Here is a 19,364-nt window from a genome sequence, read left to right on the forward strand (position 1 = left end):
TAACATTATAATACATAAAAACCATGAAGTATCCTAAAATTGGAATCCGCCCCACCATCGACGGTCGTCAGGGTGGCGTTCGTGAGAGTCTTGAAGACAAGACTATGGCCCTGGCTCAGGCTGTGGCTGATCTCATTTCGACTAATCTTAAGAATGGCGACGGTTCGCCAGTAGAGTGTGTCATCGCCGACAGCACCATAGGTCGTGTGGCTGAGAGCGCCGCTTGTGCCGAGAAGTTTGAGCGCGAGGGTGTGGGCAGTACCATCACCGTCACCTCATGCTGGTGCTATGGTTCGGAGACCATGGATATGAACCCCCACTATCCCAAGGCTGTCTGGGGCTTCAACGGTACCGAGCGCCCCGGCGCCGTGTATCTGGCTGCCGTTCTGGCTGCCCATGCCCAGAAGGGTCTGCCTGCTTTCGGCATCTACGGCCATGATGTGCAGGACCTCGACGACAACACTATCCCTGCCGACGTGGCAGAAAAGATACTGCGCTTTGCCCGCGCCGCACAGGCTGTGGCTACGATGCGCGGCAAGAGCTATCTGAGCATGGGTAACACCTGTATGGGTATTGCCGGAAGTATCGTCGACGCCGACTTCTTCCAGGACTATCTCGGCATGCGTACCGAGTATGTGGACCTGGTCGAAATCCTGCGCCGTGTGGACGAGGGTATCTATGACCCTGAGGAGTACAAGAAGGCCATGGCTTGGACCGAGAAGTACTGCAAGGCCAATGAGGGCCACGACTACAACGAGGAGATAGGCAAGGCCAAGACCCGCGAGCAGAAAGACAAGGACTGGGAGTTCACCGTAAAGAATATGCTTATCATCAACGACCTGATGCACGGCAACCCTCGTCTCGAGGAGCTGGGTTTCAAGGAGGAGAGTCTGGGCCACAACGCCATCGCTGCCGGTGTGCAGGGCCAGCGCCAGTGGACCGACTATATCCCCAACTTTGACTTCCCCGAGTCGCTGATGTGTACCTCGTTTGACTGGAACGGCACACGCGAGGCCAACGTGCTGGCCACCGAGAACGACTCGCTCAACGGCGTGGCTATGCTCTTCGGTCATCTGCTTACCAACAAGGGTGTGATGTTCTCTGACATCCGTACCTACTGGAGCCCCGAGGCTGTGAAGCGCGTCACCGGCAAGGAAGCCACCGGTCTGGCTGCCGGCGGTTTCATCCATCTCATCAACTCGGGTGCCACGACGCTCGACGCCACTGGTGCGATGACCGACGCCGAGGGCAACCCCACCATGAAGCATCACTGGGAGATGACCCAGGAAGATGTTGAGGCTTGCCTCAAGGCCACGACATGGTATCCTGCCTGCCGCGACTACTTCCGTGGCGGTGGCTATTCAAGCAACTTCCTCACCCGTGGTGGTATGCCTATGACCATGATACGCGTGAACAGAGTCAAGGGCTTGGGTCCCGTCATCCAGCTCGCCGAGGGTTGGAGCGTAGACCTTGACCCCGAAATCCATGACATCCTCAACAAGCGCACCGACAAGACCTGGCCTACCACATGGTTTGTGCCACGCCTCGACGCTTCGCGCGACGCCTTCAAGGATGTATACTCAGTGATGAACAACTGGGGTGCCAACCACGGTGCCATCGCCTATGGCCACATCGGTGCCGACATCATCACCCTCGCCTCTATCCTGCGCATCCCCGTATGTATGCACAACGTGGCCGACGACCAGGTGTTCCGCCCATCGGCATGGAATGCCTTCGGTATGGACAAGGAGGGTGCCGACTATCGCGCCTGCCAGAACTTCGGTCCTGTGTACAAATAATGGGTCAATGAACAATAAGTAGACAATCATAGAGAGAGGAGAGACGCCGTGGGGGCATCTGGTCTGTAACGGCCATGGTGCCGGTGGCGGCTCCCCTCTCTCTGTCGTTTTAATCGTGTAATAGAAATTGAAGCAATGAACAAACCTCGATTAGTGGAGAAGAAGTATCTCTTGCCCTTCGTGCTCCTGACCACCCTCTTTGCCCTCTGGGGATTTGCCAATGATATCACCAACCCCATGGTGGCAGCCTTCCAGACGGTGATGGAGCTCAAGGCCAGCGAGGCGTCGCTTGTGCAGTTTGCCTTCTATGGCGGCTATGCCACCATGGCGGTGCCTGCGGCGCTCTTCATACGCCGCTACAGCTACAAGAGCGGCATCATGCTGGGTCTGGCGCTCTACGCGTTGGGCGCATTCCTGTTTATACCGGCTGCGGCGTATCAGGAGTTCTCCTTCTTCTGCATCTCGCTCTATGTGCTTACCTTCGGACTGGCGTTTCTGGAGACCACGGCCAATCCCTTTGTGCTCTCGCTGGGCAGCAAGGAGACGTCGACACGCCGTCTGAATCTGGCGCAGGCGTTCAACCCCCTCGGTTCGCTCATGGGCATGGGCGTGGCGTCGTTTATCGTGCTGCCCCACCTGTGGTCTGACCGTCGCGACGCCGCCGGTGCCATCATCTTCCCGACCCTCACCGAGGCAGAGAAGTCTGGCATACGTCTGCACGACCTGGTGGTGATACGCGACCCCTATGTGGCTATCGGACTGGTGGTGCTCATCATGCTGGTGGTCTTTGCCCTCACGCGGATGCCACGCACGGAGAGCACCGGTGAGCATGCCCGCGTGGGCGACACCATGCGCCGGCTGCTGGACAACAAGCCCTACATGGCCGGCGTGGTCACACAGATGTTTTATGTGGCTGCGCAGATTATGGTGTGGACCTTTATCATCCAGTATGCCGACCGTCTGGGCATCAACAAGGCTACGGCGCAGACCTACAACATCGTGGCGATGGTGCTCTTCCTCAGCGGACGATTTATCAGCACCTTCCTGATGCGCTATGTCAACACCCGACTGCTGCTGGCTATCTTTGCCACCGGCGCCGCCCTCTGCACGCTCGGCACCATCTTCATCCAGGACATCGTGGGCCTCTACTCGCTGGTAGGCATCAGCGTATTCATGTCGCTCATGTTCCCCACCATCTATGGTATAGCCCTGGAGAATGTCAATGCCGAAGACGCCAGTCTGGGTGCTGCCTTCCTGGTGATGGCCATCGTGGGCGGAGCCATCATGCCTCCGCTCCAGGGTATGATCATAGACCGGGGCGTGGTGATGGGTCTTCCCGCCGTCAACGCCTCGTTTGTGCTGCCTCTCATCAGCTTTGTAGTGGTTTTCACCTACGGTTTCTGCCAGTATCAACTGAGCCGCAAGCATGGCGGTGTGTAACCGTGTGACACTATAAATAACGACAAGGGCCATCCACACCAGCGGATGGCCCTTGCTGTTGATGGCGGGCGGAGGGGGCGATGGTTAAAAACGATTAACGGTATTGATTTTTAACGGAAAAGACTTGCTCCGTATCTTCCATTTTCCCTATCTTTGGGCTGTAATCTATCAAGAGAGAGTTATCCCAATGTGTAACATCCAATGTATTTGCCTATGAGAAAGTGTTTGATGACCGGCATCCTCCTGATGGTGGCATGCCTGGCGTTTGGGCAGACGCCCAAAGTGTTGGTGTATAATCCGTATACGAAGAAGGGCGACTTGCCGCCCGAGTGGTTGAAGAACAAGGTGACCCAGCAGCAGTATGACTCGCTGGCACGCCTGTCGCAGCATTATGCCGTGAGCTATGACCACTTCAAGGCGCGTGGGCTGACTCAGGACGACATACGTCGGTATGTGAAGCGTACGGAGGTGCTGCTCAGCGAAGCGCAGCTCAAGAACACCACCGGTGGCTCTGGTCCTGAAGAGTGGAGGAAGAAAGGCATAACGCTGACCGACACCTGTCATTTCAAAGTGCAGCCTCTGCCGGTGGGTGTGGAGCCTCTGATGCAGGCCAAGAATGACGAGGGCGATGAGGTGGTGCGCTACATCCTCTATTCTGACATCGACGGCTATGACGCCCATGTGATGGTCGAGGTAAAGCTCTCCAAGGACGATAAAGGCAATACGCAGTTTGTGGTGAGCAGGCTGCTTCCCTACAGCGTGTCGGGACTCAGAGTGGAAAACCGTGCTACGCTGAGGCGTTCCGATGGCGTTGCCATGCGTGAAGTCAGCAGCGGAACCTTTGATGCCGGTGGCTGTACGCCCGTCTACTTCCTGCAGGGCTTCTTTGGCTTTGACGATGCCAAGGGCTACAAGCACATGTGCAGCCTCAACCATCAGTTCTTCCTGAAGCTGGGCCCCGACAGTGACTCCCGTCCTGCCAATGTTGCTCCCACGGAAGGCTGGGGTGCCGGCGGCAGTTAGCGGTCTGCCTCTGGGTGTGGGCAAGGGAAGTGTGAGTGACCTCTATATAATATAATGTATAGGTATAGACTTGCTCCCGCTTTAGAAAGATTGGGATAGGGTCTTCCCGTGGCATCTCCCTGCCTATCAGCTTTGTGCCGGTTGCCTCCGGTTTAGAATTATTGCTGGGAGAGTGGCTCCTAAAAGCCCCTCTCCCAGACGCGTCTCAAGAGAAACGGAGTAATACTCTCGGACTTCGTACCACGCCCTGCGCCGTGTGTCATCTGCGGTGGCTCAGATATGACCAATGCAGTCGTAAACGGAGAGAAACAGTAGACTACCGCAGTGTTATTGATTATGTAGACTTGCATAACCACTATGAAAACATTTTTCTATCACTGACAAGAAAACCACAAAGTGTCTTTCGTGGACTCACTATAGTATAACTCTCCAAATGAAAGATGCCGGCGCGCACTCTTGGCATGAGAATGAAACTGCCAACGAGATGTAGAACACTTACACTTTAGAGCTCAACGTATTCTCTCAGTACAATCATCGTCTCTTGAAGTTGCAGAACTTGTAATGCAGAGTATCAGTGAAATAAGGGAAAAATCCAATAAATGCATAAACTTAGTGCTAATTACATTCTCTTTACATAAGAGTAACAGTCTCAGTTTCTTGTTTTGCACTGACGCCATGTAATTAACAGAAGATAATGCGACTATTAATGGTTTCTATCGTTAATAAAGCATAAATATTGGAGCCTGTATACTTTTTTTCATGTGTTGCGCCTTATCTTTGTTTCTTGGAAATCATCCTTAACCTAAATAATAGAAATAGAAAATGGCAAATGGCAAAAAAACCACATTACTTCTTCTATTGCTCTTTTGCAGTTCTTTGGCTCATGCACAAAAGCAAGTTCCTATAGAACGGAAAGATACCATTGCCAATGAAAGTAATATAATAAAGATAGTTGGAAATCATTCCAACAAGGGTGCTGCCAACAACGCCCTCGACGTGTTGAGTGGTCAGGCTGCTGGTGTCAATGTGACATCCAACGGTCTGGATCGTATGGCTATGCTCAATAGTGTGCGAGTACGTGGTACAACCTCCATTATCGGAGGTAACGACCCTTTGGTACTGATTGACGGTGTCACATCCGATGTGTTTACACTTTCTACAATCTATCCTGCCGACATTGAGAGTTTCCGCATCTTGAAGAATGCTACCGAGACTGCCATGTACGGCTCACGAGGAGCTTCGGGTGTCATAGAGGTGAAAACCAAGAAAGGCACAGGACGAGGATTCCAAATCTCGTATGAGGGTAATGTTGGCTTCGAGCGGAGGTACAAACACCTGGAGATGCTCAATGCTGCTGAATATGTCGCAACGGCAAAGGCATTGGGTATCTATTGCAACAACGGAGGTTTCAATACCGATAATTATAAGGTGATAACACGCACGGGTATGGTGAACAATCATTACCTTGCATTCAGCGGAGGTACGCCACAGTCAAACTATCGTGCATCTTTCGGAGTAATGGACCACAACACCATCATCAAGAAGATGGACTATAACGTTTTTGTTGCCAAGGTTGATGTAACCCAGAAAGCCTTCAATGACAGACTAACCGGAGAATTCGGAGTTTTCGGCTCTTCATTCAAGAACCATGATATTTTTGACACACAGATGCTCTTCTATTCTGCAGCCTGCCAAAATCCGACATTGCCAGCGGGAACTGACGAGAACGGGAACTGGCTGAAGAACGAGTCAGCCACCCACGTCAACCCTCCTGGCATAGTGCTTGACGAGAAAAACGACTCCAGGGATTTGAATTTTGACGCACACATAAAGCTGAGCTATGACTTCAATCCAAACTGGCGCATTTCCACATTCGCATCATATCTGTATGGTTCTACGGAAAACGGAATGTTCTGCCCTACATGGGTATGGGCACAGGGCAACGTGTACCGTGGCGAGTTCAAGAAGGAGGAATGGCTGGGCAATGTGGCCCTCAGTTTCAACAAGCAGATAGGCATACACAGAATATCCGCAGAGGCAAGCAGCGAATACCGAAAATTGACAAAGACAGCCTTTTGGATGTATGCCAAGGGCATTCCGACAAATGATTTCGGTTACAACAATCTGGGCGCTACCGCAGTCCGACCTTATGGCGGTACAGAAAGTACATACGAAGATCAGTCCTTGGCTTCCGTGATGGGAAGTGTCACCTACTCTTTGCTTGACCGCTACCTGCTGTCGGTTAATGCACGTGGTGACGGTTCTTCAATGGTTGGCGACGACAATACATGGGGATTTTTCCCGTCCGTATCATTCACTTGGGATATGAAGAAGGAGAATTTTCTTGTCAACGTGAAGCCGTTGTCCATGCTCAAGCTCCGTACAGGCTTGGGACAGGCTGGCAACCTTGGCGGTATCTCTGCCTACACAACCATGAACACCGTAAGACAGACGGGTATAGTACCTGTAAAGAGCTCGCCAACAGTGACACTCGGAATGGTGAGAAACAACAATCCTGACTTGAGGTGGGAAACAAAGACCACCTTCAACATCGGTGCTGACTTCGGTTTCTTTGCCAACCGCATTATGCTCACGGCAGAGTACTACTATTCAAAGACCTCCGACATGCTCTATGCCTACGAGGTTCCCGTTCCGCCATTCGCTTATAACACATTGCTGGCAAACATCGGTTCCATGTCCAATCGCGGATTGGAGCTTGGCTTGTCAGTACAGCCCATAAGCAAGAAAGACATGGAACTGAACATCAATATGAATCTGTCGTTCCAAAGTAACAAACTTATCTCTCTGAGCGGAGATTACAAGGGTATGAGCATGACGGCAGCGAACGTCACCGCCATTGGTTCACTGGACGGTGCAGGACAGAACGGTGGCGACAACAATGTGGTCTATCAGATAGTAGGACAGCCACTTGGCGTTTTCTACCTGCCACATTGCAAGGGACTCGTCAAGAATGAGAACGGCAGTTATTTTTATGACATTGAGGACCTTGATCACAACGGTAAGGTTGACTTGAGCGATGGTGGCGACCGATACATTGCCGGACAAGCCACACCAAAGGTGACTCTTGGTTCAAATATTAGTTTCAGATACAAGGACATCTATGTCGCGTTGCAGATGAACGGTGCATTCGGGCACAATATCTTCAACGGAACAGGACTGGCTTACACAAGTATGGCGTGCTTCCCGGACTACAATGTATTGAAGGATGCTCCAAAGAAGAACATCGTAGACCAGAGAGTCTCAGACTATTGGCTCGAAAAAGGCGATTATCTGAACTTTGAACACTTGACATTAGGATATAATGTACCTTTGAAAAGCAAGTTTGTACGTTCCTTGCGTGTATCATGCAACATTAGCAACCTTGGAACAATCACAGGCTATAGAGGTTTGACCCCAATGATAAACAGCTATGTTGTTAACAGCACGATGGGTATTGACGACAAACGCAACTATCCATTATACCGTACTTATTCATTGGGATTGAGTGTACAATTCTAAAACGAAAAGAGCATGAAGACGATTATTAAATACATATTAGCAGTACCGCTAATGCTTTGCTTCAGTAGCTGTCTGGATGAGCATCCCAAAGACCAACTGGACCAGGAGGCAATCTACAATAATGCAGATAATATATACAAAAACGCAGTAGCTTCCCTGTACAACTACATAGGGAGCAATCAGGAGTCTGAAGGGCTTCAAGGAACTTGCCGGGGTATTTACGACTACAATACTTTGACTACCGATGAGGCTATGATTCCGATTCGTGGAGGAGACTGGTATGATGGCGGTTTGTGGGAGAACATGTACCAGCACAAGTGGAATGCCAATGATATTAACTTATATAATGTATGGAAATACCTCTTCAAGGTAATAGTTATATCTAACCAGTCGCTTTCTATCATTGATAGCCATAAGACTCTGCTTTCAGCAGAACAGACAAGAAATTTCACGTCAGAGGTAAGAGCTGTACGAGCCTTGTTCTACTATTATGCGATGGATATGTTTGGGCGTGTTCCTATCGTGACATCATACGACGTGAAATTGGAGCAAGTGGTGCAAAGCGAAAGAAGCGAGGTATTCAAGTTTATTGTTGACGAGTTGCAGGATGTTGCCCCACAGCTCGCCGATGAGCATTCCAACAAGGAGGGTGACTATTACGGACGTGTGACACGCCCGGTCGTAAACTTCCTGCTTGCAAAACTTGCCTTGAATGCGGAAATATATACGGATGACAATTGGACCGACGGCAAGCGACAGGATGGGAAAAGCATTTACTTCAATGTGAATGGTGAGAAGAAGAACGCTTGGGAAACCTGCATCTGGTATTGCGAGCAACTGCGGCAAGAAGGCTATGAATTAGAAGGTGATTACGCTTCAAACTTCGCTGTTCACAACGAAAGTTCAAAGGAGAATATTTTTACTATTCCGTTGGACAAGAACCTATATTTGAATGAATATCACTATCTTTTCCGCTCACGCCACTACAAACATGGTGGGGCTTATGGTGGTTCTTCCGAAAACGGCACATGTGCAACAGTCTCAACCGTCAAGGCTTTCGGTTACGGAACGGACCATGTTGACAATAGATTCAAAATAAACTTCTATGCAGATACCGTGCTTGTTGACGGAAAGAAGATATATTTGGACAACGGAAAACCATTGGTTTATATGCCGCTTGAGCTGAAACTGAACCTCAGTGACAGTCCATATAAACAGACGGCAGGTGCCCGTGTGGGCAAATACGAGGTTGACCGAACCGCCTATTCGGACGGACGGCAGGTTGACAACGATATCGTCCTTTTTAGATATGGTGACGCGCTGTTGATGGAAGCCGAGGCGAAAGTTCGCAATGGCGAGGATGGTTCAATAGAGCTGAACGCTATAAGAGACCGAGTAGGAATGCCTCATGTGGAAGCCAATTTGGACAACATTCTAACGGAGCGTCTGCTGGAATTGGTTTGGGAAGGTTGGAGACGTCAAGATCTCATCCGTTTTGGCGAATATACCAAGGCATATGATCAAAGAACTCCATTAGAAAAGGAGTTTACTGGGTTTACAACGGTTTTTCCAATACCACAAAGATGTTTAGATTTAAACAAGAAATTAAAACAGAATTCAAGTTATTAATATAAGGTAATTATATACTTTTTGACCCCCAAATGGCATTTTTAGGGCAATAACATCGAAGTTGCCCAAAATACTTAAAAAAAGGCAACTATATACTTTTAGGCATAAAATACTTGAAAATGGCAATTACAGAATTGTTGTCTAAAAACATGTACTTACCATGACACATTACGTATAAAAACAAAAAGAGGTCGTGTCAGTTACTTTTGGCATGACCCCTTCTTTCTTTATTTTAAAACCTTTCTTATTGCTCTACGAATTGACTCATCCATATCATCTTTCAAATGCCAACCACGTCCGTTTGGTTCATAACTATATTTACCCTTCTTATAGTTATGCATTTCGCCCCTTGCATTGTTATAGGCATTTATCGCATCATCCGCATTTGGATTGCCCTCAAAAAACTCTTCAGGTGTTCTTTCCGCAGTATAAACCCCGTGAGGGAATTGTTTTGTAGAAGCAACTCCATAGTGTTTCCAAGCAGCAGCATGTGGAGCAAATTCTTCAGTACTTCCAAAATCTCCACCCATACCAACTTCTGCGTAGTCATCATCAAGCCAATCGCCTTGTTTATATCCATAATCACGATTAAATGCATCTTTTGCAGCGTTACCTAAACGTTCTGCACGTATCCTTGCATTTGCTGCCTTGCTAATTGCATCAGGACACTTCTCTCCCAGTCCTCTCCAATAGTTAGTTCCGCGTTCACTCATCTTCTTCTCAGCATTAGCATATGTTTTCCAATCAAGTTCAGAAAGAACTTGTTTAACGGATTCCTTTATCACATTATGTAATTGACCCTCTGTCAATCTTACTCTGTTTCTTGTGTTATTCATCATATCATATCATTTATTTTATTATATTCTATTGTCTAATGACATTTTCAATTGCTCAAGTAATGCATCCCATTGTTTTTTGGTTCTATTATCTGGTTCAAGGGTATAAGTATATCTACTCTTTTTTTCTTTATAAAAGACTCTCCCAGTATTAAAATCAATATGTATATCACCAATTAACATATCACCATCGTACATAACTTCACCACTTAATATAGCAACTCCCATCATAAGTTTCTTAATATCTTGAGCCTTGAATGTCAAGAAAGTTGTTCTACCTAAACGAGTAGTGGCGTAAAACAAAAATGTTGTGTTTGAGAAAGGACTTATCAATGCTTGATTTGCTCTTTGTTCTGTGCCCTTACCTCTTGCAATAACATCGTCATGAACAATTGGATTATTAGGACGATTCTCAACAGGAGTTGTAAAGATACTCTGCTGATTTAACTCCTTTGCTCTTTTTACAGCATTTGAAACTCTTGCATGTGTCTTTCCATCCATTTCGTTTATTGCTTCATTCACAACATTACGAATATGCTCAATCAGTTCTGACTCTGTTAACTTGATTATCTTCTTTACCATGTGTATAATTCTTTAATATAAGTATTACAATAGTTTTAAAAATAATAACATTTTATGCGGCAACACACAACTTAAACTCCTTGTTTGATTTAACCAAACCTATAGATGTAGTGAACATATCAGTAAATCTTTTCGACTCACTCATCTTTCTTGTATTCCAACGGAAGCAAGCCTCATCAATGTATGTCTGAAGGTGCTTGTCTGAAACATCGTGATAGCAACCAGTAATCATTCTACGAAAATGGCTCCAAAAGCCCTCTATGTTGTTGGTATACACCGAACCGTCATCCTCACAAACAAACTGTAATGCACTATGATTGCAAACACGATGGTTGTACCCCATGTCTCCAACGTGGTTATATGCACTAAGTTCATCAGTAAAGACGGTAGAACCGTCTTCAATGAACTGACCGATGATAGGTTCCAATGTAGCTCTGTCTATCTTTTCAACAACCATAGCACGGACATAAGACATAAACTCCATATTACCTTTCTTATTCTTAATTTCAGAACGTTCCATCATCCCGAATACAGGCGTCTTGGTTTTGACTGAACGGCCCTGTGTCTTGGGAGTCCTCATAGACTGATGCTTCCATTTCTCCTTTCCTCCGATATACACTTCATCACACTCTACCTCTCCACTTAGTGCCTCTGAATCATTCTGCGCATACAATGCACGTACCTTATGGAGCATGTACCAAGCGGTCTTTTGAGTAACCTTGATGTCACGTGCCAACTGACAGGACGAGATGCCCTTCTTATGTGAGGAAATAAGATACATGGCAATGAACCACTTTACAAGTGAAAGGTTGCTGTCCTCAAAAATGGTATCCACCTTGCACGTAAAGTTGCGCTTGCAATGGTTGCAACGGAATTTCCCGTCTTTTCTGGTCACACAATGGTGCTGTCCGCAATAAGGGCAGACAACATCCTGCTCTTGTTCTTTTCCCCAACGTGTCTCAATGATTGCATCCTTGCAGACGTCTTCGTTGTTAAAGTACATTGTCATTGCTATAAGGCTGTTGAATTTGGAAAAATCTATCATGGTATTTACTTTGCTTGTTAAAACATAGCAAAATTACGATAAAAAACCAGCATCAACAATTCCCTTATACGTATAACATATCATTGATATGTTATTTTACCGAAAAAAGTTGAGCACTGCCAATTATGGTAGTGCTCATTGCGGTGCTTGGGGTCTAATAGTATATAATTACCTAATATAATAGTCATTGATTAAGTAACCTTATATGCCAAGCGGGGTATCGACATCCATCGATACCCCGCTTGGTTTGTGGCTGTTGATGACTTTATGCCTTCTTGAGCCTTACTGCCAACTGGAAGAGGGCAGGGATGAAGAGACAGAGGCTGAAGCCCACGGCCATCCATACGTGCTGCTGGGTGCCGAAGACGTCGATGAGGCGCGCTTCGGGATTGGCGGTCACGAGATTGGTGATGATATATACGGCAGAATTGTTGATGGAGTGCATGATGACGCCGGGCACGATGCTGTCGGTGCGATAGTAGAGCCAGCCGAGCAACAGTCCCATGGGTACCACGTGGAGCATTTGTGCGAGGTTGCCGTGGACGGCGGCGAAGAGCACTGCCGAGATGGCTATAGCCACCCAGTGGTAGCGACGATGGGTGAGGGTGAGCAGGGTGCGGAGGATGGCGCCGCGGAAGACCAGCTCTTCGGCAAGCGGCACGAGCACGCCCAGGACGGCGTAGCTCACGGGTTCGCGCAGCATGGCAGAGAAGGCGCGGAGGGTAGCTTCGGGCATCTGTACGTCGGTCAGCTCTTCGATAAAAGCGAAGGGGATGAGGGTACCCAGAGAGAGGATGACTACCCAGAAGAGCATCGCCCACGGGCGCGACTGCAGGTAGCTGCGTGAGACGGGCGCCCAGCCTCGGCGCACAAAGAGCAGCGAGGCGAGCACGGCATTGATGGCGAAGAAGATACAGAGCGTCTTGCCGTCGGACAGCATGCTGCCGTCGGTCATACGGGTGACAATCTCTGAGGCGTTGAAGCCCTGTGCCAGAAGCGAGCAGATGCCTACCACCTGCATGACCACAATCTGGATGACTATGAATACGAGCAGATAGATACCTACCTGCACTAATCCTTTGGCTATTTTCTTGTTCATATCGTGTGAGTTAAAAGTTGTCGGGCTTGGCGCTCGTCGTCGGCGAGCTGGGCAGTGAGGGCGACCTCGTCGGCAAAGCGGCGTTCGTCGCGCATACGGTGACAGAAGGCCACCTCAAGACTGTGGTCATAGAGGCTGGCGTCGAAATCGAAGATGTAGGTCTCTATGGTGGTGTCGGTGCGGCCGAAGGTGGGGCGGCATCCCACATTGGTCATGGCGGGGAGCCATGCGCCGGTATCGTCGATGCGCACGCGGGTGGCATAGACGCCACGGGCAGGCAGCATCTTGGAGATGTGGGTCATGTCGAGATTGGCGGTGCGGAACCCCATGCGCCGGCCTTCGGCATATCCGCTTACGATGGGGGCTCGGAGCGAGTAGGTGTAACCCAATGCCTGTCGGGCGCTGTCGACATCGCCCTCGGAGAGACATCGCCGTATGAGCGACGAGCTCACCCTCATGCCCTCATGCTCGAAAGGCGTGCCAGCCATCACGTCGATGTCCAGCTGTCGGCCGTAGGTTACGTAGTCGTCGAACCCCTCGGCACGGTTGTGTCCGAAGCGGTTGTCGTAGCCGGTGACGAGTACTCGCGCGTGGACTTGCTCGCGTAGCACCTGGCGCATAAAGTCATAGGCAGAGAGCGCGGCGAGACTGCGGTCGAAGTGGAGCAGTACGCAGTAGTCGACACCTGTGGCTGCGAGCATCTTCAGTTTCTCGTCGGTGGTGCTGAGCAGTTGGGGGATGAAGTCCTGCTGCAGCACCTGGCGCGGATGAGCATCGAAGGTCACCACCGCTGTGGCCAGCTTGCGCTCGGCGGCAATGGTGCGCACGTCGTCAATGAGGTGGCGGTGGCCCAGATGCACGCCGTCGAAGAAGCCTATCGTGGCTACTGTGGGCTGGGGTATGGTGTTGGTATGGGTGATGATTTTCATAAGCGTTGCATCCAGTCGTTGGCCGCAGACTGCAGCAGTGTGTGTATGCCCAAGGACTGGGCTGCGCGGCAGTTGTCGGCATTGTCATCGATAAAGAGCGTCTCGTCGGCCTGTAGACCGGCGTCGGCGAGCACATGGCTGAAGATGGCGGGGTCGGGCTTGGCCAGATGCAGCCGGTAGGAGAGATAGATGCGCTCAAACATGTCGTCGGCACGCCAGGGGCCATAGTTGAAGAGATGGTCGGCGCAGAGTCGCCAGTGCATATCGTTGGTGTTGCTGAGCAGGAACACGCGGTAGTCGCGGCGCAGACTGAGCAGGCGTTGCTTCTTCTCGTCGGCGATGGTGGTGAGCAGCGCATTCCAGGCTCCGACAATCGCCGTGTCGGTGGCTGGCACAGCGGTGATGCGTCTCACCTCACGGCAGAACTCGGCGGTGGTGGTGTGGCCTATCTCTATGTCGTAAAACAAGTCTTCGGTGCGGTGGAGGCGCACGTAGTCGCTGATGGCGTGGCATCCGATGGCATCGAAGGCATCGATGCAGCGCTTTCCGTCGAGGTCGACGAGCACGCCGCCCAGGTCGAAGACTATATTCTTAATCCCTGTTAGCATCATTATTATAATATTGTGGTGCAAAATTACTGAAAGTATAGAGCAGAACAAAGCAAGTTACCCTATTTTTTTGCTCGGGCGCACTGTAATTTGTTCAAAATTAACCAAAGTCACTGATTTCGGGCGTCAGCATACCCCTGCCACAGCCCGCGTCGGCTATCATTTTGTCAACCATCGTCTTAATGGTTGATTCCAAATGCGGAAAGTAGATGCCCTTTTCAACTTTTTTGCCGAAAAATTTGGTAAATTCCATCCAAAGCAGTATCTTTGCACCCACAAAAGCGAGTACGTATCTACGTATGAGCCCCGGACTTGTAGCTCAGTTGGTTAGAGCAACAGACTCATAATCTGGAGGTCCTAGGTTCAAGCCCTAGCTGGTCCACCTTGATAATCAAGCAGTTAACGTCAAGTTAGCTGCTTGATTTCTTTTTATGGTGACCTTTAGGTGACCTTTTCGAACCAAAACTCATCTTTCGTGACCTTTTGAAATTTCGTGAAATAATTGATGATTAAGTGATATTTCAATTAATGCCATGTATAGGATGGAGCCGTGAAATACGGCGTCATAACGAGTAAGGCAACCGTTAACACAGCTCACTACTTTTTTCTGTCTATTTCTGTAAAGTTTCTGTAAAGCTTCTGTAAAATCTCCTTCTGACCACCTTCATAAACGAGGTTCATATAGCCTATCATACGAAGCATGTTCAATTTAACACTATGCCAAGTATCTCATCCGCTAGTTTTTTATCCTTCATCTTTATTATATTGTCTTTATCCGAATTGTAGCCCAAAGCATTCACACTTCCATACCAAACAAGTGACTTGTCTATGATTATTGTACAAAGTTTCAAGTTTGGTTTGGTTGTAACATGAAGACCTGACGATTGAAGGAAATCGCACTGCTCATCATGCATTGCGGTTACGATTGCAACTTCAACACCATTGGCACTTTGCTCTTTCAGCAGAGAAACAAGTTTGTTGTTCATAACACGATATAGTCTTGGTGAAGAAATGACAACAGATCGTTTTGCTGTGGCAATATCTTTTATCAAAGACTTGAAAAAGGTCATTCCATTGAAAATCTGACTATCTTCAGAATACGCAGGCAAATCGCCAATCTTCCCAAACAGTGTTGGTTGTCCTATTTGAATTGTCTGATACCCTATGGCTGCATATGCTCTTAGGCGATTATGATACATATTATCACATACAGGCTCATGAATGTCAATGTAATCATAGATACGAACGTCTTTCTTTCCGTCATTCTCACGGTGAAGGCGACCTGCATACTGCTCCAATCGTCCCTTCCACGAGATTGGTAAGGCAAGGAACAATGTATCAAGACGAGGATAATCAAAGCCTTCACCAACGTATTGTCCGGTTGCAACAATTACCAGAAGATCATCTGCGGGAATTTCTTGAAGCCTTTGTAGTGTCTCGCGCTTTTCCTTGGCTGTCCCAGCTCCTGTCAATTGAATTACATTTTTTGCATAAGGTTTTAGCTTCTCTGCCAAAAGATCCACATGTTGCTTGATGCCAGTAAGAACTATTGGCGTTCTGCCACTCTCCACAGCTTTACGTATATCATCTACAATAAGAGAATTACGAACCTCGTCTGCCGCAAGACTCTTTTGTAAAGCAGGAAACGACTGTTTGTCGTCGGTTATGCTGCGATAAGATGTGAATCGTGGAATGAGGTATCTGCGGAACGACTGTTTTTGAATTTGGCTTTTGGAGTCAGCTGAGAATCGTATCGGGCCACATTGCATGAAGATGATAGGTTGCTGACCATCTTTACGGATTGGAGTTGCCGTCAATCCATGTACATATTGAGCCTTCACGGACTTAAGAACCTTTTCAAAGGTAATAGAAGACACATGATGACATTCATCCACAATGACCATGCCATAGTCTTGAACAAATGACTTCACCTCTCCATCCTCAAAGCATGACTGCATCAAGGCAATGTCAATAACTCCATGGACGGTGTTTGTTGTGGAATCAAGACAACCTATTGGCGAGAACGCTTTCCTACGTCCTCGTTTTTTGACAGGTTCTGACTCCTTGTAATCAATATCCAGAAACTCACTCAATCGTTCATGCCACTGCGTTAGCAAAGCTTTGGAGTGAACGAGAATAAGTGTGTTCACCTTACGTCTTGCAATCAAAGATGCAGCAGTAACTGTCTTTCCGAAGGCTGTGGTAGCATGGAGTACACCATTATCAAAGGGAAGTAACGATTCAATTGCGTCAAGTTGTTCCTCTCGTTCTGTTCCAAGAAAAGTGACAGCTACAGCTTTACCATGATTCGTTTCGTCAACGATAGTGTATTTTGCGCCATTTGAGTCAAGTAACTTCATGATAGCCTCTTTGCACCCTCTCGGCATTGCAAGATAATCATCTGTAATGTCAAAGCACGATATGATGCGAGGTATTCCGTATGTGGACATGCGCATTGCTTGCTTCTTGTAGAACTCCTGATTGCGAAATGCAGCAATGCGTTTGATATGGTTGAGCACCTTAGCAGAAACAGAATTGAGGGGAATGTAGATTTTATCAGCTACTGTGATGGTTATTGCTTTGGTAAAATCAGCACTATTGATATTTTGAGGTACAGGTGTTACCCATGGCTTACGCTCGCTTGAGGTTGACAAGACTCCCAAGTCTTCATGGATATGTTGTTGCAGTATGACATCAACCTTTTGTTCTTCAATCTTTTGAACTTGTGCAAGATAAGCCCATTGGTCTCTGTACGCAAAGAACTCATCATCAACAAATACGCTATTCAAGTCCTTACGTGCTTTACCTTGTAATGGCAAAGCAACGAGATTTCCGAATCCTCCTTCTGGCATTCTGTCTTGGTTTGGAAAGAATCTGTCGTAAGAGTCGAATGCCATTCTTCCGTCACGGCTCATTGCCTCTGTCAGAATCGCATTGCCAAGCCTTCGTGCCTTGTAGGCAGGAATAACATCATCAAAGAATATCCAAACATGAGCACCATCACCCGAACGCGAGCGTTCAATAGAGTAAGGTATGTTCCAATCACGACAAACGCCAACAAATGCCTGCACATCATCCTTATATCCATGTTTGCAACTCTTATCATCAAAGTCAGTACACAGGAAAGCACAGTTGTTATCCGGCATGATGGCATAGATACCAACCACATCACATCCGTTTTCGTCATTGCCAATAAGGTGTCTGCAAATCTCATCATACCCAAGTGGTAGGAAATTACGGTTTGGGCAATCCGCACACTTGACAGCCTTTTTGTCACAGATTCCTCTTCTCCATTCGTTTATACAAACAGGTTGGTAACCACCCTTATTCGTTGCTTTGCTATACCATCTCCGGGCGAATACATCTTCTCGCCCACGGAACAAACTGCGGAACAACTCGACTCTCTCATCTTTTCCCAGATGAACATCAGGGAACATAATATCAGAGTAAACCTTCTCTTCGTCTGTATTGGCAGTAGCAACTTCATACGCAATCCCATTCGCTTGAAGTATCTCCTTCAAACGAGCATTCTCCGTCCTCAATTTTCCCAATTCTAAAAGAAGGGAGTCGTATTTCTGTTGCTCCTGTTGCATGTTATAAAGGTGTGATTAAAACTTGCGTTTGAATCCTCGGCAAGTTTGTGCCGATTCTGGTGGTGTATTCTTGGAAACTCTCATGCTTGAATAGCATCCGCAGTGAGCATATCTATCGCCTGGTCTGTTCATCCAACTGAGATTTGACTCACACATAAAACATGTTCTTTCACTTGGATCCAAAGGTGGTGCATTGAGTTCTGCTTGTCTTCTTGCCTCTTGCTGGGCTGCAATGAGTTTCCTCCGTTCTTCGAGTTTTTCTGCAGCTTCCTGCTCTTGGCGAAGTCTTTCCTGCTCGCGTTCTTGTTCGCGTATCTGTCTTTCTCGTTCCCACTCTGCTTCTCGTTGGCGTTGACGTTCTGCTTCTTTTCTACGAAATCCCTCTTCACGCTTCTTACGCTTCTCTTCTTCCTTTAGCCATTTGTGATACGCTTCAAGGTCTTCCTGGTATTGCTCAGGTTTGCATATACGATACTTGCGACCGCTATTTTCAATGACAAGAGGAGCATAAAATCCTTTTCGCTTGACTCCAGAACAAGAATCTTTCAATTCGCATGACGCACAGAACTCCTCATCTTTCACCTCTATCACCCTGTTTGCCTTTTGATAGCGAGGTACAATGTTTTCGAAGTAACTTTGGTTGTTGAGCCACTTTCTGTCATCATTACTCTCCAGGAGAAACTTCTCAACCGTTTCAAGGCTCTGTTTTGATAGATCTATCTCCAGACAGTTGAGGTTCTTGTAGTCAATGGCTTGTTTGTGCTGCACCTTATAGTCAAAGGTGAACTCTATGAGGTATTGCGTGCCATCAGCTGTTGTTGCTATCACGTCAGGTTGTTTGTCGTCCCGTTCATAACAGCTATCGACCTTAACTTCAACGAAGTCAATATCCTTTTCTGGAAAGATGGCATAATACGAAGGAGCATGGATTCTTTTCTTTGTCTGAATAATCTGCTCTGCCAACTTGTATAGAATGACCATGTAGCAGATATTTAGGTTTGCACCGCGAGTGTCGCTATGATGTGCAAAGCCATGTTCATTCTTTTCACCATGCCTTGCCAGTAATGGTTCATGGCAGTTTGGGCATGTACAGCCACACCGAAGACCTCTTGGCACACTGTCAACATGCACCATTCTGCCTTCAGCATTCTCTGCCCATGAAAAGATAAAATCACCTATCATTGTTAGAGTCCTGTTTGCAATTCCGTTTGCAATTCTGTTTGCAAAAATCATTTCTGCAAACGGAAATGCAAACGAATTTA

14 protein-coding genes and 1 tRNA gene are annotated in these 19,364 nt (G+C 47.8%); 6 read left to right on the forward strand and 9 right to left on the reverse strand.

The features are described 5' to 3' along the window. Positions 1-23: 23 nt before the first annotated feature. The 5 genes from fucI to CIK87_RS13615 all read left to right on the forward strand — a co-directional run bounded on the left by fucI (position 24) and on the right by CIK87_RS13615 (position 9,410). The gene (fucI, locus tag CIK87_RS13595) at positions 24-1,799 is read left to right on the forward strand and encodes an L-fucose isomerase (protein WP_094387610.1); all 1,776 of its coding nucleotides are present in this window, start codon (positions 24-26) and stop codon (positions 1,797-1,799) included. A 135-nt stretch (positions 1,800-1,934) separates the two neighbouring features. Further along, a complete protein-coding gene (gene fucP / locus CIK87_RS13600; protein WP_094387611.1) occupies positions 1,935-3,239 on the forward strand; it encodes an L-fucose:H+ symporter permease in 1,305 nt (434 codons plus the stop codon). A gap of 213 nt (positions 3,240-3,452) precedes the next feature. Further along, positions 3,453-4,262 carry a hypothetical protein gene (locus CIK87_RS13605; protein WP_144008238.1) on the forward strand — a complete coding sequence of 270 codons (810 nt, stop codon included), beginning with the start codon at positions 3,453-3,455 and terminating at the stop codon, positions 4,260-4,262. 822 nt (positions 4,263-5,084) lie between these two features. Further along, positions 5,085-7,781, forward strand: coding sequence for a SusC/RagA family TonB-linked outer membrane protein (locus CIK87_RS13610; RefSeq protein WP_094387613.1), 2,697 nt, complete (start codon positions 5,085-5,087; stop codon positions 7,779-7,781). A 12-nt stretch (positions 7,782-7,793) separates the two neighbouring features. Further along, complete coding sequence (locus CIK87_RS13615; RefSeq protein WP_094387614.1) at positions 7,794-9,410, forward strand: RagB/SusD family nutrient uptake outer membrane protein; 1,617 nt, start codon at positions 7,794-7,796, stop codon at positions 9,408-9,410. A gap of 227 nt (positions 9,411-9,637) precedes the next feature. On the opposite strand, the gene CIK87_RS13620 is transcribed toward CIK87_RS13615, so the two are convergent. From CIK87_RS13620 to CIK87_RS14445, 7 genes are all read right to left on the reverse strand, one after another. Continuing rightward, on the reverse strand, positions 9,638-10,249 hold the full coding sequence (locus CIK87_RS13620) for a hypothetical protein (RefSeq protein WP_094387615.1): 612 nt from the start codon (positions 10,247-10,249) through the stop codon (positions 9,638-9,640). Positions 10,250-10,267: 18 nt separating this feature from the next. Continuing rightward, positions 10,268-10,828 carry a hypothetical protein gene (locus tag CIK87_RS13625; protein WP_094387616.1) on the reverse strand — a complete coding sequence of 187 codons (561 nt, stop codon included), beginning with the start codon at positions 10,826-10,828 and terminating at the stop codon, positions 10,268-10,270. A gap of 52 nt (positions 10,829-10,880) precedes the next feature. Further along, a complete protein-coding gene (locus tag CIK87_RS13630; protein WP_158216262.1) occupies positions 10,881-11,831 on the reverse strand; it encodes an IS1595 family transposase in 951 nt (316 codons plus the stop codon). Positions 11,832-12,138: 307 nt separating this feature from the next. Beyond that, complete coding sequence (locus CIK87_RS13635; protein WP_094387618.1) at positions 12,139-12,972, reverse strand: CPBP family intramembrane glutamic endopeptidase; 834 nt, start codon at positions 12,970-12,972, stop codon at positions 12,139-12,141. After that, positions 12,969-13,901, reverse strand: coding sequence for a bifunctional riboflavin kinase/FAD synthetase (locus tag CIK87_RS13640; protein ID WP_094387619.1), 933 nt, complete (start codon positions 13,899-13,901; stop codon positions 12,969-12,971). Before CIK87_RS13640 ends, CIK87_RS13635 begins: the two co-directional genes overlap by 4 nt. Then, positions 13,898-14,512: an HAD family hydrolase gene (locus tag CIK87_RS13645; RefSeq protein ID WP_371327128.1), complete on the reverse strand. Its 615-nt coding sequence runs from the start codon at positions 14,510-14,512 to the stop codon at positions 13,898-13,900. Before CIK87_RS13645 ends, CIK87_RS13640 begins: the two co-directional genes overlap by 4 nt. A 97-nt stretch (positions 14,513-14,609) precedes the next feature. After that, positions 14,610-14,762, reverse strand: a complete 153-nt coding sequence (locus CIK87_RS14445; protein WP_158216263.1) for a hypothetical protein — start codon at positions 14,760-14,762, stop codon at positions 14,610-14,612. 55 nt (positions 14,763-14,817) lie between these two features. Here CIK87_RS14445 and CIK87_RS13650 point away from each other — a divergent pair. Then, positions 14,818-14,891, forward strand: a tRNA-Ile gene (locus tag CIK87_RS13650). A 322-nt stretch (positions 14,892-15,213) separates the two neighbouring features. Here the strand turns inward: CIK87_RS13650 and CIK87_RS13655 are convergent. Beyond that, positions 15,214-18,102 carry a DEAD/DEAH box helicase family protein gene (locus CIK87_RS13655; RefSeq protein WP_094387620.1) on the reverse strand — a complete coding sequence of 963 codons (2,889 nt, stop codon included), beginning with the start codon at positions 18,100-18,102 and terminating at the stop codon, positions 15,214-15,216. Between the two features lie 15 nt (positions 18,103-18,117). Next, a complete protein-coding gene (locus CIK87_RS13660) occupies positions 18,118-19,335 on the reverse strand; it encodes a hypothetical protein (RefSeq protein ID WP_254046568.1) in 1,218 nt (405 codons plus the stop codon). Positions 19,336-19,364 lie beyond the last annotated feature (29 nt).

It is taken from the genome of Prevotella sp. P5-64 (assembly GCF_002251285.1).
Classification (GTDB): domain Bacteria; phylum Bacteroidota; class Bacteroidia; order Bacteroidales; family Bacteroidaceae; genus Prevotella.